The following is a 22,777-nucleotide window of genomic DNA, read 5'->3' as shown; positions in this document are numbered from 1 at the left end:
GGCGCTGACCATGCTCCGGCGGGTGTTCCTCACGGTCTTCGGCGTCCAGCTGCTGCTCGCCGTGGGGCTCACGCTGGTCGACAGCTACCGCCGCCGTGGCAAGAAGCCGAAGCCGTTCCCGAGCACCGCGCCGTCGGAGGTGGAGGTCGGCGGCGGCACGGTGACGACGTACACCTTCGGCCGCGACCTGTACGACGACATGCTGGCCGCGATCGAGGGCGCGCAGCGGCAGGTCCTGCTCGAGACCTACATCTGGAAGGCCGACGAGACCGGCGAGCGCTTCAAGGCCGCGCTCACCGACGCCGCGGCCCGCGGCGTCGAGGTCTACGTCATCTACGACGCGTTCGCGAACATCGTGGTCAGCCCCCGGTTCAAGCGCTTCTCCCCCGACCTCAAGGTGCTGCGCTACCCCGTCTACACGGCCGGGCTCCGGCCCTTCGACCTCCGCCGCTACGGCCGCGACCACCGCAAGATCCTGGTCGTCGACGACGAGGTCGGGTTCGTGGGCGGCTACAACCTCGGCACGCCGTACGCCACGGAGTGGCGCGACACCCACGTCCGGATCACCGGGCCGGGGGTCTGGGACCTCAAGCGCGCCTTCGCGGACTTCTGGAACCTGCACCGGCGCAAGCGGTTCCGGGCCAGCGAGCGACCGCTGCTGCTGGAGACCGCGTCGACCTGGGAGCCGCGGATCCGGTTCCACCGCAACGTGCCGCGGCTCTGGATGTTCCCGATCAGGGCGATGTACATCGAGGCGATCAACCGGGCCACCCGCAACATCTGGCTCACCCACGCCTACTTCTGTCCCGACCAGGACTTCGTGGACGCGTTGACCACGGCGGCGCTGCGCGGGGTCGACGTACGCCTGCTGCTGCCGGCGAAGTCCAACCACATCGTGGCCGACTGGATCTCCCGCGGCTACTTCAGCGAGCTGCTCGACTCCGGCGTCCGGATCCACCGCTACCGCGACGCGATGGTGCACGCGAAGACCGCCACCATCGACGGCCAGTGGTCGACGGTGGGCACCGCCAACATCGACCGGCTGAGCATGACCGGCAACTACGAGGTCAACGTCGAGGTGATCGACGACGACATGGCCTCGGCCATGGAGAAGATCTTCGCCGTCGACCTGTCCAACTGCGTGGAGCTCACCTCCGGCGAGTGGGAGTCGCGCGACATCTACCGCCGGTTCACCGAGACGGTGCTGGCGCCCCTGCGCCCGCTGCTCTGAGCGGGTCCGGCAGAATCCGGCGGATGCGACGCTGTCGACTGCACGTCACGGGCGCCAGCGGCACCGGTACGACGACGCTCGGCCGGGCCCTGGCCGACGCGTGGTCCGTGCCGCACGCCGACGCCGACGACTACTTCTGGCTGCCCACGGACCCGCCATACGCCGACCAGCGGTCGGTCCCCGAGCGGGTCGCGCTCATGGAGCAGCTCTTCGCGCCGCGACCGGCGTGGGTGCTGTCCGGGACGATGATCAGCTGGGGCAGTTCGGTGGTGGCCCGCTGCGACGCCGTGGTGTTCCTGACCCTGGACCCAAAGGAGCGACTGCGCCGGCTGGAGGCCCGGGAGCGCAACCAGCGTGCGAGCCGCAGCGTGGACGAGACGGCGCTGGGTGACTTCCTCGCCTGGGCACGTGGGTACGACGACCCGGCGTTCGACGGCCGGAGCCGGGTCCGCCACGAGGAGTGGCTGGCCACCCTCGCCTGCCCGGTCCTGCGGCTGGACACCGCCCGTCCTCCGGAGAGGCTCCGGGACGCGGTGCTCGCCTGGGAGCCCGGCAGTCAGGGCCCGACCGGGTAGTGCGTCGGCAACGACATCCGCGGCCCACGCCGGGGCCGTCGGAGCGCCGCCAGCCCGACCAGGGCCTGGACGCGGTAGCGGTGCCCGCGCCACGGCTCGAGGAGCTCGGCCAGGCCGTCGTCGTCGACGGGTGCGCCCGTGAGCGCCCAGCCGATGTCCTTGGCGACGTGGAAGTCGCCGAAGCTCACCGCGTCCGGGTCGCCCATCGAGCGCACCCGGGCCTCGGCGCTCGTCCAGACGCCGATCCCGGGCAGGGTCCGCAGCCGGCGGTCCGCCTCCGCGTGGTCGAGGGCGGTGATCCGCTCGAGTGACGGGCCCACCCGCGCGGCCTGGACGACGGTGCGCGAGCGGGCCGGGTCGATGTGCAGCCGCAGCCACTCCCAGGAGGGCACGGTGCGCAGGGTGGCCGGGTCGGGCTGCACCCAGAGGCGGAGGTCGGTGCCGGGGCCGGGCGCCCGCTCACCGTGGAAGTGGACCAGCGAGCGGAAACCGGCGAAGGCCTCCTTGCCCGTCACCTTCTGCTCGACGATCGCCGGCACCAGCGACTCCATGACCAGGTCCGTGCGACCGATCCGCCAGTGGGGGTGCAGCCGCAGCGCCTGCTCCAGCACCGGGTGCCGGGCCTCGAACCCCGACGGGTCGTCCTCGGCGCCGAGCATCGCCGGCAGCGCGTCGAGCACCCAGGCCGCGCCCTCGCCCCAGGCCTCGGCCCGCACCACGCCGTCCCGGGGCCGAGCGGCCACGCACAGGGTCGCCGGGCCGACCGGCGTACGGATGCCGCGCCAGTGCCGGCCCGCCGCGTCAATGCGGTACGTCGGGTCCCCGCCGCCGCGGCGGTGCGGGGCCAGCACCTGAGCCACCGGGCACGGCCAGTCCGGCCGCCAGTGGCGGACTCGTGCGTTCACCTGGGTCGCCTCACGGGCGCCAGTATCACCCACGACAGGAGCCGGGTCCCGTCGGCGCACGGTCGGCGCCACGTCCGTGCAAGGGACCCGTGGGGCCGGTCACCTCAGATCCAGCTGGACCGTCACCGCGTCGTTCACGTGCTGGCCGGACAGGTCCACGGACCAGCCGTCGCCCACCGGAGCTCCGCAGGGAACCGGCCTGAACCCTATGTCGGTCACCCGGGGCGTGCACGCCCCGGCCAGCACCTTGGCACCCCCGATCGCCTGCCGAACCGAGGCGAGGGAACGAGTGAGGTCGACCCGCAGGGCCGTGGTGCGCGCCAACGCACGGCCCGGGGCGCTGGTGCTGCGTTCCAGCGCGCCGCGGAGGCGGTAGCGGACGTAGACGTGGGTGGCGCCGAGGGCGAAGTAGTGGGCCGGCTGCCCGGTCACCGTCCGGGGTCCGGGCACCCTCCTGCCGTCGGCGAAGAGCTCGACCCCGTGTGCGGTGCCCTGGCGATCCGCGCCGGTGCTCGGGACGGCGAGCGTGAGCCCGTAGACGGGATCTCGACTGCGGATCCAGTGCTGCACGACGAGGTCGCCGTCCTCCCGGACCCGGGTCGCGACGTACGACGTGTCCGGCGCCAGGCGTTCCGGCGCCGGCGGCACCGGACTCCCTCCGGCCGAGGGCCCATCTGTTTCGGGACCGCGCACCAGCAGCATCGCGCCGACGGCCACCAGCGCGACCACCAGGAGGACGGTGAGGAACAGCCACCGGCGTCGGGACGACTCACCCGCGAACGAGGGGTTCGCCGCGTCCGGGATGGTGACCACCCGGAGCCCGGACGACCGGGACCGGGGACGGGAGCCGGCTCCCTCCGGTCGCCCGGCCGGGTCCGGCGACGCAGGTGCGTCCGGAGGTCCCGGCTCGCGTGGCGGTGGTGCCGGCGAGCCGTCGAGCCGGTCCGTCTCGGCCTCCGGTGCCGTCCGCTGCGGGGGCACGACGGGACGCTGTTGCTGCTGCGGGAGCGGACGGGGCGGCTTCTTCCCCGACATCACGGGCCCCGTCGCTGGGGCGGGCCGGTCGGCACCGCAGTCACGACGGCCAGGTTCTGGTAGCCGCCACGGGACGGCAGGTACGGCGGCGCGCAGGTCACCAGCACCAGGCGCCGGTCGCCGCCCGCCGAGTGGATCCAGGGCTGGTGGCGAAGGGGCGCCTGCCGGACCAGCCGCAGCGAGCGCACACGGAAATCCTGCCTCAGATGGCGGCTCTGCAGAACCACCTGCTGCCCGGCCGTTGCGCTGAGCAGGGCGGCGTACGGGCCGAGACCCTGGCGGCGCGAGTCGACGTGGCCGGCGACCAGGGTCGCGCCGAACGGGTCGCCGAGGCGAGATCCTCCGCGCCACCACCCGGCCACGCGCACGTCGTCGGGCACGGCGAGCTCACCGTCGGCCCGGGTGCCCACGGCGCGCACCCGCAGCACGGTGCCGTCGGGCAGCCGGATCGCCCGGGGTCCCTCCGGCGTCACCTGGGAGGCGGCGCGCCGGGCCGGCGCGACCGGAGTCGGCGTACGTCGCTCGGTCGCGCCGGGGCTGGGGGCCGTGCGCTCGCCGGTGCCGCCGTCCCGGAGGCCGCATCCGGCGACCAGGGTGGTCAGCAGTGCCGCGGCCGCGACCAGCACCGGTCCCGGGACGCCGCGCACCGGTCCCACTCAGTGCGGTCCGAACGGGTGCAGCGGGATGTCGGCGGCGAGCCCGGCCGACCCGGTGCGGATGGTGTCGGGGACCACGGACCCGTCGGGCCGGAGCGTGGCGCTGTGCAGGATCACCTGCATCGAGCGGTCACGCGGGTTGCCGACGGCGTAGACCTTCGACACCGTGCCGGCGGTGACGCGGAGGTCGATCGGTCCCAGGATCGGGTTGGACTTCTGGCCGGTCGGCAGCAGCTCGACCACGTGGGTGCCGGCAGGCACGTCGGCGGTCGCGAACTCGCCGTTGGCGATGTTGGTGAACACCACCTTCCCGTCCACCCGGACGTCGGCCGGGGCCACGGTCGCGGTGTGCGCCACGAGGACCCGCGCCTTGCCGGGCCCGATCGGGCCGGTCGGCGTCACGTAGGAGTTGACGACCGGTGCGCCGCCCACGTCCGCGGGCAGGTGGAGCACCACGTCGCTGGTGGACCCGGCCTTCACCTCCAGCGTGGACGTCACGTCGACACTTCCGCTCCCGTCGGAAAACGCCAGTGCGTGCTCCCCCGGGGTGAGCTCGAGCGGACCGAGGACGTCACCGACGCCGGCCGCGCCGCCCTCGACCGACGTGCCGTCGACCGTGACCGTGACCTGCTGGCCCGGCACCGCCTGCACCACGCTCACCGCGGCCGGCGCCGCTGCCCGCTCGGCGGCACCGCCCCCGGAGACCGGTGACAACGTCAGCACCAGGGCCGCGCCGGCGACCCCGAACCATCCCACTCTCATCCCACACCCCCGTGGTTCGTCCGAACCTCCCCACGGCAACCGTCGAGCAGGTGTCTGGACCGGTCAACCCCAGCCGGACCCCAGCATCGGACGTGACCGGCATCGGCGGGCCCGGGCCGCCGGAACGGCACCGGTCGGTGCGGCTGTCGGTGCGGCGCGGCAGGATGGCCGCATGCTGCTCGCGGAGGTCGTCGACGCCTCGTCCCGGGTCGCGGCCACACGCTCGCGGCTGGCCAAGGTGGAGGTCCTGGCCGAGGTCCTCGGCCGGGCCGCGCCGGAGGAGCTCGAGGTCGCCACCACCTACCTGTCCGGCACGCTGCGCCAGCGCCGCACCGGGCTGGGCTGGCGTTCGACCCGCAAGGCTCCGGCGGCTGCCGACGAGCCCTCGCTCGGAATCCTCGAGGTGGACGCGGTCTTCGGCGGGCTGGCCGAGCTGTCCGGCCCCGGCTCGAAGACGGTGCGCGAGGCCACCGCGGCCGACCTGTTCGGGCGCGCGACGCTCGCGGAGCAGCGCTGGCTGGTCGGCGCGATCACCGGCAACGTTCGCCAGGGCGCGTCCGACGCGCTCGTCCAGGAGGCGGTCGCGAAGCTGACCGGCCTCCCCCTGGCCGCCATCCGGTCGGCGGCGATGCTGGCCGGCTCCACCCGCGCGATCGTGGGCACCGCGGTGGCCGAGGGCGAGCCCGGCCTCGCCGCCGTCCGCCTGGAGGTGGGCCGGCCGGTGCTGCCGATGCTGGCCGCCAGCGAGCCGGATGCCGAGGCCGCCTGGAAGCGACTCGGCGCGACCGAGGTGTCCGTGGACTGGAAGCTCGACGGCATCCGCCTGCAGGCGCACAAGGTCGGAGACCGGGTCCTGCTCGCCACCCGCACGCTCGAGGACATCACCGCGCGGCTGCCCGAGGTGGTCGAGGTGGTCCGTGCCCTGCCCGCCGAGCGGGCGGTCGTGGACGGCGAGGCGCTGGCGATCGGTCCCGACGGGAGGCCCCGCCCGTTCCAGGAGACCTCCTCGCGCACGGCGTCGGCCACCGGCGTCGCGATCACGCCGTACTTCTTCGACCTGCTGCACGTCGACGGCGAGGACCTCCTCGACCGCCCTGCCCGCGACCGGTCCGAGCGGCTGGCTGCGCTGGTCCCCGACGAGCACCTGGTCCCCCGGTCCGTGGTCGACGGCCCCGACGGCATCCGGGCGGTCTTCGACGCGGCCGTGGCCGCCGGCCACGAGGGCGTGGTCGTGAAGAGCCTCGACGCGACGTACGACGCGGGCCGGCGCGGGGTCGGCTGGGTCAAGGTCAAGCCCGTGCACACCCTCGACCTGGTGGTCCTCGCGGTCGAGGAGGGCAGCGGCCGCCGCCGGGGCTGGCTCTCCAACATCCACCTCGGCGCCCGCGACCCCGAGTCCGGCGGCTTCGTGATGCTCGGCAAGACGTTCAAGGGGATGACCGACGAGATGCTCGCCTGGCAGACCGAGCGGTTCACCGAGCTGATGACCGAGCGCGACGACTGGGTCGTCCGCGTGCGCCCCGAACAGGTCGTGGAGGTCGCCTTCGACGGGCTGCAGCGCTCCACCCGCTACCCCGGCGGTCTCGCGCTGCGCTTCGCGCGGGTGGTCCGCTACCGCGACGACAAGACCGCCGACGAGGCCGACACCATCGGCGACGTGCGCGCGTTCCTGCACAGCGACTGACCTGCCGACCCGTCGTCCGGCGGGACCACGGTCTGGACCGTTGGGACAGCGTCACACGCAGGGTCACACGGACGGGCGGTGCCATGGCGTCCCGGGCCCGGCGAACCGCGTCGGGCCGAGGACCGAGAGGACACCGACATGGCACTGTTCATGGACGCGCACACCATCGAAGGCGGAGTCTCCGTCGGGGACGTCGCCACGGCACACGAGGCGGATCTCGCGACCCAGGGCGGCCACGGCGTGAGCTACCTGCGCTACTGGGTCGACGAGGCGGCCGGGAAGATCTTCTGCCTCGTCGAGGCGCCCGACGCCGAGGCCGCCCACGCCGTCCACCGCGAGGCGCACGGACTCGTCGCTGACGAGATCTACGCCGTGACCGAGGGTCGCTGACCCATCCCTCTCCCCACCGCGTCGCGATCTCGGGTCGCGTCGCGACCCTCCCCAGGAGCACACTCATGAACACCCTGCACCAGGAACTTGCACGAACCGTGGGCGACGCGCGCCTGGCGGCGGCCCGCGACCGGCACCTCGCGGCCCGGGTCCGAAACGCCGACCACGCCGGACCCCGGTCCTCCGGCCGAGCGGCGGCTCGCTGGCTCGCCGGCTCGCTGGCCCGCCTGCTGGAGGCCGGACGGGCCACCTCCCCGGCGGCAGGGTCCAGGGCGTACCCACCCAAGGGCTACCGCGCGCAGCCTGCGCCCACCCCGGCACCCGCTCCCCGGTTGCTCGAGCCGGACGACGCGGCGCAGGAGGTCGCGCTCATGCTGGACCACGTCGCCGCCCGGATCGCGGACCACGGCACCCTCTCCGAGGCACCGGTCCTCGCCGCCATGGCGGCGCTCGCCGAGCGGTCCAGCCCCGGCGCGGCCGCAGCCCTCGTCGACTGGGACGGAGCCGAGGTTGCCCGGTTGCGCGCCTTCGGGCTCGTGCACGGCGTCGTCCTCGCAGTGCTGGATCCCGGCGCTCCCTCCTTCGTGCTGGGCCACGCCGTCGGCACCGACGCCGCCCTCACGGGATGATCGGCGCAGCCGTCCGGCCCGGCGGTGCGAGCTCCGTACCGCCGACCATCGTGCGGCAGCACCCGTGGAGAGTCGTTGGCGGCGGCCCGGTTCTGTGTGACGCTGGATGCGGTGTCCGGCAGCGCCGGGCCGTCCCGTACGACGCCGGAGCGCACATGACCAGCGGGGTCCCATCGTGATGAACCGTGACCAGCCCGCCGGCGCAGCCGGGGCGGTGCCGCCCGGCCTCGTCGTCCAGCTGCTCGGCCGACCGTGCCTCCGGGTCGACGGCAGCCCGGGATACCGCTTCCGGAGCCGCAAGAGCTGGGCGCTCCTGGCGTTCCTCCTCCTCGGGGAACGGCCTCCCGCACGCAGCCAGCTCGCGACGCTCCTCTTCGCCGACGCCGACGACCCGATGCGGGCCCTCCGCTGGAGCCTCGCCGAGATCCGACGCGGGTTGGGGCCGGTTGCCCGGCTGGACGGCGATCCGCTCCGGCTCAGCCTGTCCGACGCCACGGTCGACGCCGACGTGCTCGTGCACGGGCACTGGCGCCAGGCCGTCTCGCTGCCCGGCCTCGGCGCCGAGCTCCTCGACGGGCTGGTCCTCCAGAACGCGCCCGCCTTCGAGTCCTGGCTGCTCTCCCAGCGGCGCCGTCTCGCCGCCGCCACCGAAGCCATCCTCCACGAGGCCGCGCTCGGGCACCTCGCGAGAGGAGACCTCCAGGAGGCCCGGGACCTGGCGCTCCGGGCCAGCCTCTCGAGCCCCCTGGACGAGAACCACCAGGCACTGCTCATCCGCATCTACCGGCTCGCCGGTGAGGACGACGCCGCGGAACGCCAGTTCGCGACGTGGTCGGCCACCGCGGCGCAGGAGCTCGGCGCCGCGCCCGGCGCCGCGGTCCGCCTCGCGCTGCGCGAGCGGCGCCGGCCCCTGGTGGACGTCGACGAGACGTCGGTCCAGGCGATCCTCGAGGCCGGCTCGGCAGCCGTGTCGGCCGGCGCCGTGGGCGCCGGGGTGTCCTCCTTCGCGACCGCCGTGCTCCTGGCCGACCAGACGGGCTCGCCACGCCTCAGGGTCGAGGCGCGTCAGGTCCTGGCGGAGGCCCTCGTGCACTCGCTCGGGGGCACGGACGAGCAGGGAGTCGTCGCCCTCACCGAGGCGGAGGAGATCGCGCTCGGCTCCGGCGATCCTGACGCCGCGGCGCGGGCCGGCGCCGAGCTCGGCTACGTGGACTTCCTCCGGGCCCGGTACGACCGGGCCGAACGCCGGCTCGAGGGGGTGCGGGCCCGGTCGACGTCGCCCTCCACGCTCGCCAAGGCGACGACGTACCTCGGTTCGGTCGCCAGCGACGTCGCCGACTACCCGCGGGCGCTGGCCCTGCTCAGCGAGGCCACCGCCCTGTCGCGGGCCGCGGACGAACCGCGCCGTGAGGCGTTCGGCCTGTCGATGCGTGGGCGCGTCCACCTGCTGCGCGGTGAGCTCGACCTGGCGGCCGACCACCTGACCGCCGCGGTGGGGCTCGCCGAACGTGACCACTGGCTCGGTTTCCTGCCGTGGCCGCAGGCGTTCCTCGGCCACGTCCAGCTGTCGAACGGGGATGTGGACGGAGCCGGGGACACCCTCCGGCAGTCGTTCGCGCGAGCCTGCCAGATCGGCGACCCGTGCTGGGAAGGGATCGCGGCGCGCGGTCTCGCCCTGGTGGCCGAGGCCTGCGGGGACGCCGAGAAGGCGTTCGACACGCTGGTCGATGCGCGCGACCGGTCCAGCCGCCTCGCGGACGCCTACGTCTGGCTGGACGTGCACATCCTCGACGCCCTCTGCGCCCTGGGCCGCCGGCACGGCCACCCCCAGACGGCGAGGTGGGTCGCCGAGATGCGTGACCGGGCCTCACGGCACGGGATGCGGGAGCTGACCGTGCGCGCCCTGCTCCACGGAGCCGCCCTCGGGATGGACGGTGACGGCGACGCCGCCGCGCTCGTCGCCGAGGACATCGACAGTCCGGAGCTGGCACGGCTGGTGGCGGGGGCCGTGACGGCCGTCCCGGTGCCGCACCGGACACCGGGCTGACCGGCCGGCTGACGGGCCGGCTGACGGGCTGTTGACGGAGTGCTGACGGAGTGCTGACGGAGTGCTGACGGAGTGCTGACGGAGTGCTGACGGATGTGTGACTGGGAGTTACACCCCGGCCTACACTGCCGCCATGGGCGAGGCGACCACCGACCCGCAGCCGACCGCGGCCGGCGGGGACACCCGCCGTACCGCCGCGGCCACCCGGCGCCGGCAGCGTGAGAAGCAGATCCTCGAGGCGACCCGGGCGCTGTTCGACGAGCGCGGCGTGCGCGACGTCAACATCGACGACATCGCCCGGCTGGTCGGCACGAACCGGGCGATCCTCTACCGCCACTTCTCCGGCAAGGAGGAGCTGTTCGCGCTCACCCTGGTCGGCTACCTCGACGAGCTCCGCGAGCGCCTCGACGCCGCCGGCGACGGGATCGAGGACCCGCCGGACCGGCTGGCCGCGCTGGTAAGCGCGTTCGTCGACTTCGGCCTGGAGTACCCCGCGTTCGTCGACTGCGCCCAGGCGCTGATGCGCCGCCCGGGCCCCGAGCTGCTCGACGAGATCAGCGAGTCCGCGCTGTTCCGGCTCGGCCGCGCGATCGCCGGCTGCCTCGGCAGCCTGCGGACCACGCTCGACGACGGGGTCGCCAGCGGCGCGTTCCACGTCGGCGACACCAACCTGCTGGCCAACCACATGTACGCCACCGGCCTCGGCGCGCTCCAGCTCGCCCGGGTCGGCATGCTGATCACCGAGCTCGCTCCGGGCATCCCCGGCATCGCGCCGGTCTCCCCCGAGCAGGTCAAGCGCTACCTCGTCGCCACCAGCCGCGCACTCGCGACCACCGCCCCCTGAGCACCGGTCGGGATCAAGCACCCCTCACGGACGCTCGAGGATCGCGGTCACGCCCTGGCCGCCGGCGGCACAGATCGAGATCACGCCCTTGCCGCTGCCCTTCTCAGCGAGCAGCTTGGCGAGCACGTGCACGATCCGGGCGCCGGTCGCCGCGAACGGGTGGCCGGCCGCCAGCGAGGAGCCGTTGACGTTGAGCCGGTCCCGGTCGATCGCACCGAGCGGGGCATCGAGGCCGAGCCGCTCCTTGCAGAAGATCGGGTCCTCCCACGCCTTGAGGGTGGCCAGCACCTGCGAGGCGAACGCCTCGTGGATCTCGTAGAAGTCGAAGTCACCGAGGTCGTGGCCGGCCCGGGCCAGCATCCGCGGCATGGCGTACGCCGGCGCCATCAGCAGCCCCTCCTGGCCGGTGACGTAGTCGACGGCGGCGGTCTCGCACCAGGTGAGGTACGCGAGCACCGGCAGGTCGTGCTGCTCGGCCCACTCGTCGGAGGCCAGCAGCACGGTCGAGGCGCCGTCGGAGAGGGGCGTCGAGTTGCCGGCGGTCATGGTCGCTGCCGCCCCCTTGCCGAACACCGGCTTGAGCTTCGCCAGGCTCTCGACGCTCGAGTCGGGGCGGAGGTTCTCGTCGCGCTCGTGGCCGAGGTACGGCGTGAGCATGTCGTCGAGAAACCCCTCGTCGTACGCCCGGGCCAGGTTGTGGTGCGACCGGGCGGCCAGCTCGTCCTGGTCCGCGCGGGCGACGTCCCACTCGAGCGCGGTCAGCGCGGCGTGCTCGCCCATGGACAGCCCGGTCCGGGGCTCGCCGTTCTGCGGGATCGACGGCACCACGTCACCGGGCCGGACCTTGGCCAGCGCGGCCAGGCGGCCCTTGAGGTCGCGCGCCCGGTTCGCCTCGAGCAGGATCCGGCGCAGCCGCTCGTTGACCGCGATCGGTGCGTCGGAGGTGGTGTCGGAGCCACCGGCCACGCCGACCTCGATCTGGCCGAGCGCGATCTTGTTGGCAACCTGCATGGCCGCCTGCAGCCCGGTGCCACACGCCTGCTGGACGTCGTACGCCGGGGTCTCGGGGCTGAGCTTCGACCCGAGCACGACCTCCCGGGCGAGGTTGAAGTCGCGGCTGTGCTTGAGCACCGCGCCCGCAGCGACCTCGCCGAGCCGCTGCCCCTGGAGACCGTAGCGTTCGACCAGCCCGTCGAGGGCGGCGGTCAGCATGTCCTGGTTCGAGGCGTCGGCGTAGACGGTGTTCTGCCGGGCGAACGGGATGCGGTTGCCGCCGAGGACGGCGACGCGGCGGGGCAGGCTGGACATGCTCGACTCCTGTTCGGTTGCGGACGCTCCATCCTTGCCCGGAAGGAGCGGGGACGGAACGCGATGAGGCAGAGGTCACGAAGAGTGGACTCGGAGTTACACCCGTAGTTACCTGTCTACCATGAGCGACCGCTACCAGTTCTTCACGCAGACCCCCCTGGGTCGGTTCCTGGTCCAGAACCTCGGGCTCCCCGACCCGGTCCCGCTGGACCGCTGGACCGGGGGCGCGCCACCCGTCCAGGGCACCGTCCTGGTCGGCGGCACCGGACGCCTGGTCGACGCGCTCCCCGGCCGGCTCGACAAACTCGGCATCACGGCGGCCACCGAACGGCTGGACGGACAGCGCTACAAGGGCCTGGTCCTGGACGCCACCGGGATCACCACCAGCACCGACCTGGTGGCGGCCCGCGACTTCCTCGCCCCGGTGCTCCGCAGCCTCGAGACCTGCGGCCGGGTCGTCGTCCTCGGCACCCCGCCCGAGCTCGTCGAGGGCCGGGAGCGGGTCGCCCAGCGGGCGCTCGAGGGCCTGACCCGGTCCCTGGGCAAGGAGGTCGGCCGGGGCTCCACCGTGCAGCTCGTGTACGTCGCGCCGGGGGCCGAGGACGCCGCCGACTCGACCCTGGCGTTCCTGCTGTCGCCGAAGTCGGCGTACGTCTCGGGCCAGGTGGTCCGGGTCGGTGCCACCGGCACCACGGATGCGCCCGCGCTCGGCGACTGGGACCGGCCGCTGGCCGGCAAGGTCGCCCTGGTCACCGGGGCGAGTCGGGGCATCGGCGAGCAGATCGCGCGCGTGCTCCACCGCGACGGTGCCACCGTCGTCGGCGTCGACGTGCCGCAGGCTGCCAGCGAGCTGAAGGTGCTCATGGACGAGCTCGACGGCCGTTCGCTGGTCCTGGACATCACGCACGCGGACGCACCGCAGCGGATCGCGCACCACGTGAAGACCGAGCTCGGCGGCGTGGACGTCGTCGTGCACAACGCCGGCATCACCCGCGACAAGAAGCTCGCGAACATGTCCGAGGACCGCTGGCAGTCGGTCATCGCGGTCAACCTGGCGGCGCCCGAGCTGATCACCGCCGAGCTGCTGGCCCAGGAGGCGATCAACCCGAACGGGCGGGTCATCGGGGTGGCGTCCATCGCGGGGATCGCGGGCAACCTCGGCCAGACCAACTACGCCACCTCGAAGGCCGGGGTGATCGGACTGGTCGACTCGCTGGCCCGCGAGCTGCCCGACGGGATCACCGTCAACGCGGTCGCGCCGGGCTTCATCGAGACCAGGATGACCGCCGCGGTACCGTTCGCCACCCGCGAGGTGGGCCGCCGGCTCAACGCGATGTCGCAGGGCGGCCAGCCGGTCGACGTCGCCGAGACCATCGCCTGGTTCGCGAGCCCGGCCTCGGCCGCGGTGAACGGCAACGTGGTCCGGGTCTGCGGCCAGATGATGCTGGGGGCCTGAGGTGCCGCGCGAGGTGCGGGTCGTCCAGGGGGACGCTGGCGGCGTCGGCACCCTGCTCCGGGCCGCGCTGCCGATGGTGCCGGTGGTCAAGGGCCTGCCGGGGGTCCGCAAGACCGCCCGGGTGCTGCCCGACGTGGAGCTGCGTCGCGAGGACGTGGCCGTCGAGCGCGCGCACGTGACGGCGTACTCCCGGGTCTGCGGTTTCCCGGTCAAGGACGAGGTCCCGCTCCCCTACCTCCACCTGCTCGCGTTCCCGCTGCACATGCGGCTGATGACGCAGCAGGCGTTCCCGTTCCCGACGATCGGCACCGTGCACCTCGAGAACTCCATCACCCGGGTGCGGCCGGTCCGGGTCGGGGAGCGGGTGAGCCTGGCGGTGCACGCGGAGAACCTGCGCAGCCACGCCAAGGGACGGGCCTTCGACCTCGTCACCCGGGTCACCGCCGGTGGCGAGCGGGTGTGGGACAGCCGGTCGACGTACCTCCGGCTGGGGGGCGGGGACCGCGAGAACGGCGACCAGGGCACGAGGTTCGAGGAGGTTCCGTCCGGGGGTGCCACCTGGCGGCTGGCCGGCGACCTGGGCCGGCGGTACGCCGCGGTGTCCGGGGACCACAACCCGATCCACCTCTACCCACTGACCGCGAAGGCGTTCGGCTTCCCCCGGCAGATCGCGCACGGGATGTGGACCAAGGCGCGGGCGGTCGCTGCCCTCGAGAACCGCCTGCCCGACGCGGTGACCGTCGCCGTGGGCTTCAAGAAGCCGGTGTTCCTGCCGGGCGCCGTCACGTTCGGTGCCCGGCCGACCGACACCGGCATCGGCTTCGTGGTGGCCTCCCGGGACGGCGCGCCACACCTGCTGGGCCGGGCGACGTTCGCCTGACCCGTCCGTACGACGACCGGTCGGTCAGCGCCGGCGACCGAAGGTGATGCTGGCGGTGCCGCGCATGGTGGCACTCGCCGAGACGGCCTTGCGCTGGGTGAACACCCCGGTGACCGGGTTCCAGACGGCCAGGTCGGCCCGGCCGTTGCCGTCCCAGTCCCCGACCGCGGGGAGGTCCCCGGGCTTGCCGAACTGGACGGTGGCGAACCACTCCACGCCGTCGTCGTCGACCCGGCGCAGCGTGAACGTTGCCGTCGCCTGGTCGAAGACGCCGAGGTCGGTCTTCTTGTCGCCGTCCCAGTCGCCGACCACTGGCAGGTCGTCGCGGTCGCCGAAGTAGACGCGGCTGACGCTGCCGTCCGCGTGCCGCAGGATGAACTGGTTGTCCGAGGACCGCCACAGCCCGGGCGTCCACCTGCGGTCGCCGTCCCAGTCGCCGGCGATCGGCTTGTCGGTCGCCAGACCGAAGACCAGTGTCGTGGTGCCCTTCGGGGTGCGCATCTGGAAGGTGCGCGTGGACGGCGTCCGGACACCCGGGTTCATGGTCCCGTTGCCGTCCCAGTCCCCCATGACCGGGTCGTCCTCCGCCCCGCCGAGCTTCTTGAGCAGCGGGGTCTTCCCGGCACGGTAGATCCGGAAGACGCCGGGGTCGGCGCGCCGGAACACGGTCGGCTCGGCCACCTTGTCGCCGTTCCAGTCGGCCGCCAGCGGGACCTCGACGCAGTTCTTCGAGGCCAGGGTGGTGCCGAAGACGAACTTCGCGCGGTGCAGGAACGGCCACAGCACGGAGCTGCCCAGCCGCTCCTCGAAGTGCAGGTGCGGTCCCGTCGAGTTGCCGGTGGAGCCGAGCCGGCCGACCTGCTGGCCCTGGTCGACCCGTTGCCCGTTGGTGACGTTCAGGCTCGAGAGGTGCGCGTAGAGCGAGCGCTCGTTGTTGCCGTGGTCGATCATCACCCAGCGGCCGTAGCCGGAGTCGTTGACGGTGTCGGCGACGATCACCGTGCCGGGTGCCGAGGCGACCACCGGCTTGCCGAGGTCGTCCGGGCTGTTCCAGTCGATCGCCCGGCTGGACGGGCTGTGGCTGGGCCGGCTGGTGCCGGTCCACTTCTCACCGCACGGGAACGGCATCTCGAACCGGGTGACCGGGTCGGCCACCGCCGGCGCCGCCACCGCCAGCATCGCCAGGGTCGCGACCACCCCCGGCACCGCACGACGTACCCGCATGTGACCAGCCTTCCGCCCGACGAGAGCGACTGGTCACACGCGCCACACCCGAAACGTGAGCAGTCCCCAGCCACAGGAACGCTCAAAACTAACCCGGTGTCGGCGTGTCTGTCCGGAAAAAGGGAAGAAAGGTGCTAGCTCGGCTCGCCGTGGAACCGGATCAGCCCCTCCTGCGCCACCGTCGCCACGAGGTCGCCCTTCTCGGTGAACACGCGGGCCAGGCTCAGGCCCCGGGCGCCCGAGGCTGACGGGGCGTGCTGGTCGAACAGCCACCACTCGTCGGCCCGGAACGGCCGGTGGAACCAGACCGTGTGGTCGAGCGAGGCCACCTGCATCCCCGGGGAGTCGACCACCTTGCCGTGCGGCACGAGGGCCGCACCGATCAGGGTCATGTCGCTCGCGTAGGTGAACGCCGCGACGTGGTCCAGCGGGTCGTCGGACAGCCGGCCGCTGACCCGGCTCCACAGCTGGGCCCGGGCCGGGCGGGCGGCGTCCTCGGCGACGCCGCCGACCGCGGAGTTGCCGAGGTAGCGAACGTCGAGCGCCGCCCACTCGCGCTCCCACGCGCCGGAGGACCCGCCCCGCCGGGCGAACAGCTCCGAGAGCGAGATCCCGCCGTCCGGACCGGCCACCTCGGGCATCGCGTCCTGGTGGTCGAAGCCTTCCTCGGCGCGCTGGAAGCTCACCGACTGGAGATAGATCGGCCGACCGTGCTGCCGGGCCACCACCCGCCGGGTGGCGAACGAGCGCCCGTCGCGGAGGTTCTCGACGTCGTAGACGATCGGTACCGTGGTGTCGCCGGGTCGGAGGAAGTAGGAGTGCAGCGAGTGCACCGAGAACCCCTCGGGGGTGGTGCGGGCACCGGCGATCAGCGCCTGGGCCGCCACCTGGCCGCCGAACACCCGCTGGAGCCGGGTGTCGGGCTGGCGGCCGCGGAAGAGGTTGTCGTCGATGACCTCGATGTCGAGCAGGTCGACCAGCTCGTCGGAGGAACGGGGCATGGACCTTCCTTGGGGCGCAGGCGTCTCAGGACTGGTTGTCGGGGCCGTCGAGGCCGGCCAGGAACCGTTCGACCTGCTCCCCGATCTCGTCGCCGGTGGGCAGCGGGCCGTCCTCGGCCAGCAGGCTGCTGCCGGACTCCTCCGAGCGCAGGAAGGTGTCGTACTGCTGCTCCAGGCCGGCGACCACCTGCGCAACGTCCGGGTTGTCCTCGAGGTACGCCGCGATCTCGCGGTTCTTCTCCTCCGCGGCGACCTTGATCGCGTCGAGGTCGAACGACAGCCCCGTGGAGTCCTCGATGCCCTCGAGCAGGACCACCGCGGCCTGCGGGAAGTCGAACTGGGCGAGGTAGTGCGGCACGTGGGCGACGTACCCGGTCATGTCGTGGCCGGTCTCCCCCAGCCGCACCTCGAGCAGGGCCTGCGCGGACGCCGGCACCCGGATCTCGCCCGGCCAGGCGTTCTGGCGCAGCATCAGCTCCGCCCGGTTGGCGTGCTGGGTCAGCGCGACCGGGCGGGAGTGGGGCACCGCCATCGGCACCGAGCCGAGCGAGGCGACGAGGCGCACGTCGAGCCGCTCGACGACCTCGCGGACCGCCTTGGCGAAGCCCTCCCAACGGGTGTCGGGCTCGGGACCGGTGAGCAGCAGGTAGGGGTGCTCGAGGCTGTCGCGCATGAGGCGGACGTTGAGCCGGGGCGGGTCGTACGACTCGTAGTGGTCACGCACGAACGAGATCGCCGGCCGGCGGGCGCGGTAGTCGTGGAAGGTGTCGACGTCGAACGTCGCGACGACCGGGCCGTTGCCCTGGTCCGCGAGGTGGTCGACGGCCAGCGTGGTGGCGTTCCCGGCGTCGAGGAATCCGTGCAGGCCGATCACCAGGGGCAGCGGCTCACCGGCTGCGTCCCCGGGCATCTCGTCCACGATGTGCACGAACTCCACGCTTCTCCACTCCTGTCGGTCGGGGTCCTGCTCCCCAGTATCGAGCGTATGGGACAACGGCCGCGGGGACCGGCGTTGTTCCCGCCTGTCGCGAGGTGGTGAGGACCACATGCCGAGATTGATTACCCCCGAGTAACATGACGGCAGCAACCCGACCCCGTGAGGAGAAGCTGTTGTCCCGACAGTCGCGCGACGTCGTCTTCGTCGACGGCGTACGCACCCCGTTCGGCAAGTCCAGGGGCCGGTACGCCGAGACCCGAGCCGACGACCTGGTCATCAAGTGCATCCGTGAGCTGCTGCGCCGCAACCCGTCCCTCCCCAGGGAGAAGGTCGACGAGGTCGCGATCGCGGCCACCACCCAGATCGGCGACCAGGGCCTGACCATCGGCCGCACCGCCGCCCTGCTCTCCGGCCTTCCCCAGTCCGTCCCCGGCTACGCCATCGACCGCATGTGCGCGGGCGCGATGACCGCGGTCACGACCACTGCCTCCGGCATCGCGTTCGGCGCCTACGACGTGGCCATCGCCGGCGGCGTCGAGCACATGGGCCGGCACCCGATGGGCGAGGGCGTCGACCCCAACCCGCGGATCATGTCCGAGAAGGTGGTCGACCCCGAGGCGCTCTCGATGGGCAACACCGCGGAGAACCTCCACGACCGCTACCCGACCATCACCAAGGAGCGCGCCGACGCCTACGCGGTCCGGTCCCAGCAGAAGACGAAGGCGGCGTACGACGCGGGGCTGGTGCAGCCCGACCTGGTCCCGGTGGCGACCCGCTCGGCCGAGGAGGGCTGGGGCCTGGCCGTCTCCGACGAGCCGATGCGCCCGGAGACCACCACCGAGTCGCTGGCCGCCCTCAAGACCCCGTTCCGGCCGCACGGCCGGGTGACCGCGGGCAACGCGGCCGGCATCAACGACGGCGCCACCGCCTGCCTGCTGGCCGACGAGGAGACCGCCCGCGAGCTGGGGCTGCCGGTGAAGATGCGGATGGTCGCCTACTCGTTCGTGGGCGTCGAGCCCGAGGTGATGGGCGCCGGCCCGATCCCGTCGACCGAGAAGGCCCTGAAGCAGGCCGGCCTGACCATCGACGACATCGGGGCGTTCGAGGTCAACGAGGCGTTCGCCGTCCAGGTGCTCGCGTTCCTGGAGCACTTCGGCATCGCCGACGACGACGAGCGCGTGAACCCCTACGGCGGCGCGATCGCGATGGGCCACCCACTGGCGTCCTCCGGGGTCCGCCTCATGACCCAGCTGGCGCGCCGCTTCGAGGAGCGCCCGGACGTCCGCTACGGCGTGACCACCATGTGCGTGGGCATCGGCATGGGCGGCACCGTGATCTGGGAGAACCCCCGCTGGACCGACGCCACCGCTGCTGCGACCGAGGAAGGTGCCGCCTGATGACGCGCACGATCGACGAGCTCCTGGCTCGTGCCCAGGAGATCTCCAGTGACGCCGAGCGCGTCACCGAGGCGAAGCTGCGCCGGGTCACGCTGCCCGGTGACGCCGGCGTCCTCGGCCTGATCACCCTCGACAACGGCGAGGACCACACGAAGCCGAACACGTTCGGCCCGCGCGGCCTGATCTCGCTCAACAGTGCGATCGACGAGGCGCTCGCGGACGAGTCGGTCACCGCCCTCGGGGTGACCGGCAAGCCGTTCATCCTGGCCGCGGGCGCCGACCTGACCTCGATCGCCGGCGGGGGCGAGGACGGTGTCCGGATCGTCGCCGAGCTCGGCCACGCGGTCTTCCGCAAGCTCGGCGAGGGCGGCAAGCCGTCGTTCGGCTTCGTCAACGGGCTGGCGCTCGGTGGCGGCCTCGAGGTGGCCCTGCACTGCACGTACCGAACCGTGTGCGACTCGGCCGCGGCCCTGGGCCTGCCCGAGGTCATGCTCGGGCTGGTCCCCGGCTGGGGCGGTGCCTGGCTGGTGCCCAACCTCCTCGGTGCCGAGGCTGCCGTCAGGCTGATCCTCGAGAACCCGCTCGACAACGGTCGTACCCTCAAGGGCGCCGAGGCCTACGCGTTCGGCCTGGCCGACGCGGTGTTCGAGGGCGCGGACTTCCTCGAGCAGTCGCTGGTGTGGGCCGCCGCGGTGCTGAACGGCGAGGTCGTCGTCGACCGGGTCCAGCCGGACCGCGGCGAGGCGTGGGACGCCGCCGTCGCCAGGGGGCGCTCCATCGCCGACCAGAAGACCGGCGGCGCGGCCCCCGCGGCGTACACCGCGCTCGACCTGGTCACCGCGGCCAGGACGGCAACCCGGGACGAGGGCTTCGCCGCCGAGGACGAGGCGCTCACGACGCTCGGCCGGACGCCGGAGCTGATCGCCAGCCTCTACTCGTTCGACCTGGTGCAGAAGCGCGCCAAGCGTCCCGCCGGCGCCCCGGACAGGTCGCTGGCCCGGCCGGTCACCAAGGTCGGCATCGTCGGCGCCGGTCTCATGGCCAGCCAGCTGGCCCTGCTGTTCGTGCGCCGCCTCGCGGTGCCGGTGGTGCTCGCCGACCTCGACCAGGAGCGCGTCGACAAGGGCGTGTCCTACGTCCACGACGAGATCGACAGGCTGCTGCTCAAGGGACGGATCGGCCACGACAAGGCCAACCGGTTCAAGGCTCTGGTCACCGGCACCGTCGAGAAGAGCGACGGGTTCGCGGACGCCGACTTCGTGATCGAGGCGGTCTTCGAGGAGATGTCGGTGAAGAAGCAGGTCTTCGCCGACGTCGAGAAGGTGGTCTCGCCCGAGGCGGTCCTCGCCACGAACACCTCCTCGTTGTCGATCACGGAGATGGCCGCCGACCTCGAGCATCCCGAGCGGGTCGTCGGCTTCCACTTCTTCAACCCGGTCGCGGTGATGCCGCTGCTGGAGATCGTCAAGGGCGAGCAGACCGACGACGCCACGCTGGCCACTGCGTTCGCGACCGGCAAGGCCCTGAAGAAGACCACCATCCTGGTCAAGGACAGCCCGTCGTTCATCGTGAACCGGCTGCTCGGCCGGTTCATGGGCGAGGTCGGCCGGATCGTCGACGAGGGCACGCCGGTCACGGTCGCGGACGCCGCGTTCGCCGGCGTCGCCCCGATGCCGCCTTATCAGCTGCTTTCGCTGGTAGGACCTGCGATCGCGCTGCACAACGTAGAGACCCTGCACCGCGCCTTCCCGGACCGGTTCTACGTCTCCCCCGCCCTGGAGCGGGTCGTGGCCGCGAGGAAGGGCTCCTACTACGGCCCGGACGGCGCGGTCGACCCCGAGGTCGAGGCGCTGCTGGAGAAGCCGGCTCACCCGGTCGAGCTGCCGGCCGCAGAGGTCCGCACGCGGGTGCTGTCCGGGCTCGCCGAGGAGGCGCGCCTGATGCTCGACGAGGGCGTCGTCACCGGACCGGAGGACCTCGACCTGGCCATGATCATGGGCGCCGGGTTCTCGTTCTGGAACGGCGGCCTCACCATGCTCCTCGAGCGCGAGGGCCTGGGAAAGTTCCACTGACCGACCGGGCGCTCGCCCTGCGAGACTCTGCGCAGGGCGAGCGTCCGTCGCACGCCGAGGAGGAGCGATGGAAGCCGACGTCATCGTCGTGGGGGCCGGACTGGCCGGGCTGGTGGCCGCGGCGGAGGCTGCCGACCTCGGCCGGTCGGTCCTGCTGCTCGACCAGGAGGGCGAGCAGAGCCTGGGCGGCCAGGCGTTCTGGAGCCTCGGCGGCCTGTTCCTCGTGGACAGCCCCGAGCAGCGCCGCATGGGAGTCAGGGACTCGCTGGACCTGGCCCGCCAGGACTGGTTCGGGTCGGCGCAGTTCGACCGCGAGGAGGATCGCTGGCCGCGGGCCTGGGCCGAGGCCTACCTCGACTTCGCCGCCGGGGAGAAGCGGTCCTGGCTGCGCGAGCAGGGTCACCGGCTGTTCCCGGTGGTCGGCTGGGCCGAGCGCGGCGACGGCACCGCCACCGGCCACGGCAACTCCGTTCCGCGCTTCCACCTCACCTGGGGCACCGGCCCCGGCGTGGTGGCTCCGTTCGAGCGCCGCGTCCGGGCCCACGCGGACGCCGGCCGGATCCGCTTCGGGTTCCGGCACCGGGTAGATGGTCTGCTGGTCGCCGACGGTGCCGTTGTCGGGGTCCGCGGCAGCGTCCTCGAGCCGACCACCGTCGACCGCGGCCGGCCGACCAGCCGCACAGTCGTCGGCGACTTCGAGGCCCGTGGCCCCGTCGTGATCACCAGCGGCGGCATCGGCGGCGACCTCGACCTCGTCCGCAAGGCCTGGCCGGAGCGCCTCGGCACCCCGCCCCGACGCATGGTCGCCGGTGTCCCGGCCCACGTCGACGGCCGGATGCTGACCATCACCGAGGACGCCGGCGCCTCCGTGGTCAACCCCGACCGGATGTGGCACTACGTCGAGGGCCTGCGCAACTGGGACCCGATCTGGGAGAACCACGGCATCCGGATCCTGCCCGGCCCCTCGTCGCTCTGGCTGGACGCGGCCGGCCACCGGCTCCCCGCGCCGTACTTCCCGGGCTTCGACACCCTCGGAACCCTCCGCCACCTGCGACGGACCGGCTACGACTACTCGTGGTTCGTGCTCACCCAGAAGATCATCGAGAAGGAGTTCGCGCTCTCCGGCTCCGAGCAGAACCCCGACCTCACCGGGAAGGACGTCAAGCTGCTGCTCTCCCGGGTCAGGAAGGGCGCCCCGGGTCCGGTGGAGGCGTTCAAGCAGCACGGTGACGACTTCGTGGTCGCGGACGGCCTCGACGAGCTGGTGGCCGGGATGAACCGGATCGCGGACGACGAGGTGCCGGCCATCGAGGTCGGTTCCCTGCGCGGCCTGATGGAGGCCCGCGACCGGGAGATGGACAATGCGTTCACCAAGGACGCCCAGGTGATGGCGATCCGCTCCGCCCGCCGCTACCGCGGCGACAGGCTGATCCGGGTCGCGACCCCGCACAAGCTGCTCGACCCGGCGGCCGGCCCGCTGATCGCGGTCCGGCTCAACATCTTGTCCCGCAAGACCCTCGGTGGGCTGGAGACCGATCTCGACGCCCGGTGCGTGCGGAGCGACGGCGCGCCGTTCCCCGGCCTGTACGCCGCCGGCGAGGTCGCCGGGTTCGGCGGCGGCGGGATGATGGGCTACAACGCGCTGGAGGGCACCTTCCTCGGCGGCTGCCTGTTCTCGGGCCGAGTCGCCGGCCGGGCCGTGGCCCGCCAGTCCGGCTGAGCACCCACGTGCAGCCGTGAGGGC

The 22,777-nt window shown here is 73.0% G+C and carries 20 protein-coding genes; 12 read left to right on the top strand and 8 right to left on the bottom strand.

Annotated features, from left to right (window positions below; translation table 11 throughout):
• Positions 1–10 precede the first annotated feature (10 nt).
• Both EKO23_RS07195 and EKO23_RS07190 read left to right on the top strand, forming a co-directional pair.
• A complete protein-coding gene (locus EKO23_RS07195) occupies positions 11–1,231 on the top strand; it encodes a phospholipase D-like domain-containing protein (RefSeq protein WP_134715792.1) in 1,221 nt (406 codons plus the stop codon).
• A gap of 23 nt (positions 1,232–1,254) precedes the next feature.
• On the top strand, positions 1,255–1,806 hold the full coding sequence (locus EKO23_RS07190) for an AAA family ATPase (RefSeq protein ID WP_134715663.1): 552 nt from the start codon (positions 1,255–1,257) through the stop codon (positions 1,804–1,806).
• Here EKO23_RS07190 and EKO23_RS07185 read toward each other — a convergent pair.
• The 4 genes from EKO23_RS07185 to EKO23_RS07170 all read right to left on the bottom strand — a co-directional run bounded on the left by EKO23_RS07185 (position 1,788) and on the right by EKO23_RS07170 (position 5,164).
• A complete protein-coding gene (locus EKO23_RS07185; RefSeq protein ID WP_134715661.1) occupies positions 1,788–2,711 on the bottom strand; it encodes a DNA-3-methyladenine glycosylase family protein in 924 nt (307 codons plus the stop codon). The two genes, EKO23_RS07190 and EKO23_RS07185, sit on opposite strands and share 19 nt — an antisense overlap.
• A 99-nt stretch (positions 2,712–2,810) precedes the next feature.
• Positions 2,811–3,692: a hypothetical protein gene (locus tag EKO23_RS07180; protein WP_134715659.1), complete on the bottom strand. Its 882-nt coding sequence runs from the start codon at positions 3,690–3,692 to the stop codon at positions 2,811–2,813.
• 53 nt (positions 3,693–3,745) lie between these two features.
• Positions 3,746–4,393 carry a class F sortase gene (locus EKO23_RS07175; RefSeq protein WP_167880361.1) on the bottom strand — a complete coding sequence of 216 codons (648 nt, stop codon included), beginning with the start codon at positions 4,391–4,393 and terminating at the stop codon, positions 3,746–3,748.
• A gap of 9 nt (positions 4,394–4,402) precedes the next feature.
• Positions 4,403–5,164, bottom strand: a complete 762-nt coding sequence (locus tag EKO23_RS07170; protein WP_134715655.1) for a DUF4397 domain-containing protein — start codon at positions 5,162–5,164, stop codon at positions 4,403–4,405.
• 172 nt (positions 5,165–5,336) lie between these two features.
• Between EKO23_RS07170 and EKO23_RS07165 the strand changes: the two genes are divergently transcribed.
• The 5 genes from EKO23_RS07165 to EKO23_RS07145 all read left to right on the top strand — a co-directional run bounded on the left by EKO23_RS07165 (position 5,337) and on the right by EKO23_RS07145 (position 10,758).
• Positions 5,337–6,848 carry an ATP-dependent DNA ligase gene (locus tag EKO23_RS07165; RefSeq protein ID WP_134715653.1) on the top strand — a complete coding sequence of 504 codons (1,512 nt, stop codon included), beginning with the start codon at positions 5,337–5,339 and terminating at the stop codon, positions 6,846–6,848.
• 138 nt (positions 6,849–6,986) lie between these two features.
• On the top strand, positions 6,987–7,238 hold the full coding sequence (locus EKO23_RS07160; protein WP_134715651.1) for a DUF4242 domain-containing protein: 252 nt from the start codon (positions 6,987–6,989) through the stop codon (positions 7,236–7,238).
• 65 nt (positions 7,239–7,303) lie between these two features.
• Entirely contained in the window at positions 7,304–7,867 is a 564-nt protein-coding gene (locus EKO23_RS07155; RefSeq protein WP_134715649.1) for a hypothetical protein, read from the top strand.
• Positions 7,868–8,045: 178 nt separating this feature from the next.
• A complete protein-coding gene (locus tag EKO23_RS07150; RefSeq protein WP_246050954.1) occupies positions 8,046–9,914 on the top strand; it encodes an AfsR/SARP family transcriptional regulator in 1,869 nt (622 codons plus the stop codon).
• 133 nt (positions 9,915–10,047) lie between these two features.
• Entirely contained in the window at positions 10,048–10,758 is a 711-nt protein-coding gene (locus EKO23_RS07145) for a TetR/AcrR family transcriptional regulator (protein WP_134715645.1), read from the top strand.
• 24 nt (positions 10,759–10,782) lie between these two features.
• Here the strand turns inward: EKO23_RS07145 and EKO23_RS07140 are convergent, their stop codons facing one another.
• On the bottom strand, positions 10,783–12,066 hold the full coding sequence (locus EKO23_RS07140; RefSeq protein ID WP_134715643.1) for an acetyl-CoA C-acetyltransferase: 1,284 nt from the start codon (positions 12,064–12,066) through the stop codon (positions 10,783–10,785).
• 121 nt (positions 12,067–12,187) lie between these two features.
• On the opposite strand from EKO23_RS07140, the gene EKO23_RS07135 reads away from it, so the two are divergent.
• Together EKO23_RS07135 and EKO23_RS07130 are read left to right on the top strand one after the other, a co-directional pair.
• A complete protein-coding gene (locus tag EKO23_RS07135; protein ID WP_134715641.1) occupies positions 12,188–13,522 on the top strand; it encodes a 3-oxoacyl-ACP reductase in 1,335 nt (444 codons plus the stop codon).
• Position 13,523: 1 nt separating this feature from the next.
• Entirely contained in the window at positions 13,524–14,402 is an 879-nt protein-coding gene (locus tag EKO23_RS07130) for a MaoC family dehydratase (protein WP_246050949.1), read from the top strand.
• A 24-nt stretch (positions 14,403–14,426) separates the two neighbouring features.
• Here the strand turns inward: EKO23_RS07130 and EKO23_RS07125 are convergent, their stop codons facing one another.
• The 3 genes from EKO23_RS07125 to EKO23_RS07115 form a co-directional block, all read right to left on the bottom strand.
• Entirely contained in the window at positions 14,427–15,626 is a 1,200-nt protein-coding gene (locus tag EKO23_RS07125; protein WP_134715639.1) for a M23 family metallopeptidase, read from the bottom strand.
• Positions 15,627–15,760: 134 nt separating this feature from the next.
• On the bottom strand, positions 15,761–16,627 hold the full coding sequence (locus EKO23_RS07120; protein WP_134715637.1) for an acyl-CoA thioesterase: 867 nt from the start codon (positions 16,625–16,627) through the stop codon (positions 15,761–15,763).
• A 25-nt stretch (positions 16,628–16,652) separates the two neighbouring features.
• Positions 16,653–17,564 carry a proteasome assembly chaperone family protein gene (locus tag EKO23_RS07115; protein ID WP_246050948.1) on the bottom strand — a complete coding sequence of 304 codons (912 nt, stop codon included), beginning with the start codon at positions 17,562–17,564 and terminating at the stop codon, positions 16,653–16,655.
• A gap of 173 nt (positions 17,565–17,737) precedes the next feature.
• On the opposite strand from EKO23_RS07115, the gene EKO23_RS07110 reads away from it, so the two are divergent.
• The 3 genes from EKO23_RS07110 (at position 17,738) to EKO23_RS07100 (ending at position 22,753) form a co-directional block, all read left to right on the top strand.
• Positions 17,738–18,961: a thiolase family protein gene (locus EKO23_RS07110; RefSeq protein WP_134715633.1), complete on the top strand. Its 1,224-nt coding sequence runs from the start codon at positions 17,738–17,740 to the stop codon at positions 18,959–18,961.
• On the top strand, positions 18,961–21,033 hold the full coding sequence (locus EKO23_RS07105; RefSeq protein ID WP_134715631.1) for a 3-hydroxyacyl-CoA dehydrogenase NAD-binding domain-containing protein: 2,073 nt from the start codon (positions 18,961–18,963) through the stop codon (positions 21,031–21,033). The genes EKO23_RS07110 and EKO23_RS07105 overlap by 1 nt, the downstream gene beginning before the upstream one ends.
• Positions 21,034–21,100: 67 nt before the next feature.
• Entirely contained in the window at positions 21,101–22,753 is a 1,653-nt protein-coding gene (locus tag EKO23_RS07100) for an FAD-binding dehydrogenase (protein WP_134715629.1), read from the top strand.
• The last annotated feature ends 24 nt before the right edge of the window (positions 22,754–22,777 follow it).

The sequence above is a fragment of the Nocardioides guangzhouensis genome, from assembly GCF_004519545.1.
GTDB classification, from domain to species: domain Bacteria; phylum Actinomycetota; class Actinomycetes; order Propionibacteriales; family Nocardioidaceae; genus Nocardioides; species Nocardioides guangzhouensis.
The sequence above is the reverse complement of the archived record's forward strand: the minus strand, read 5'-3'. Positions and strand labels throughout refer to the sequence as shown.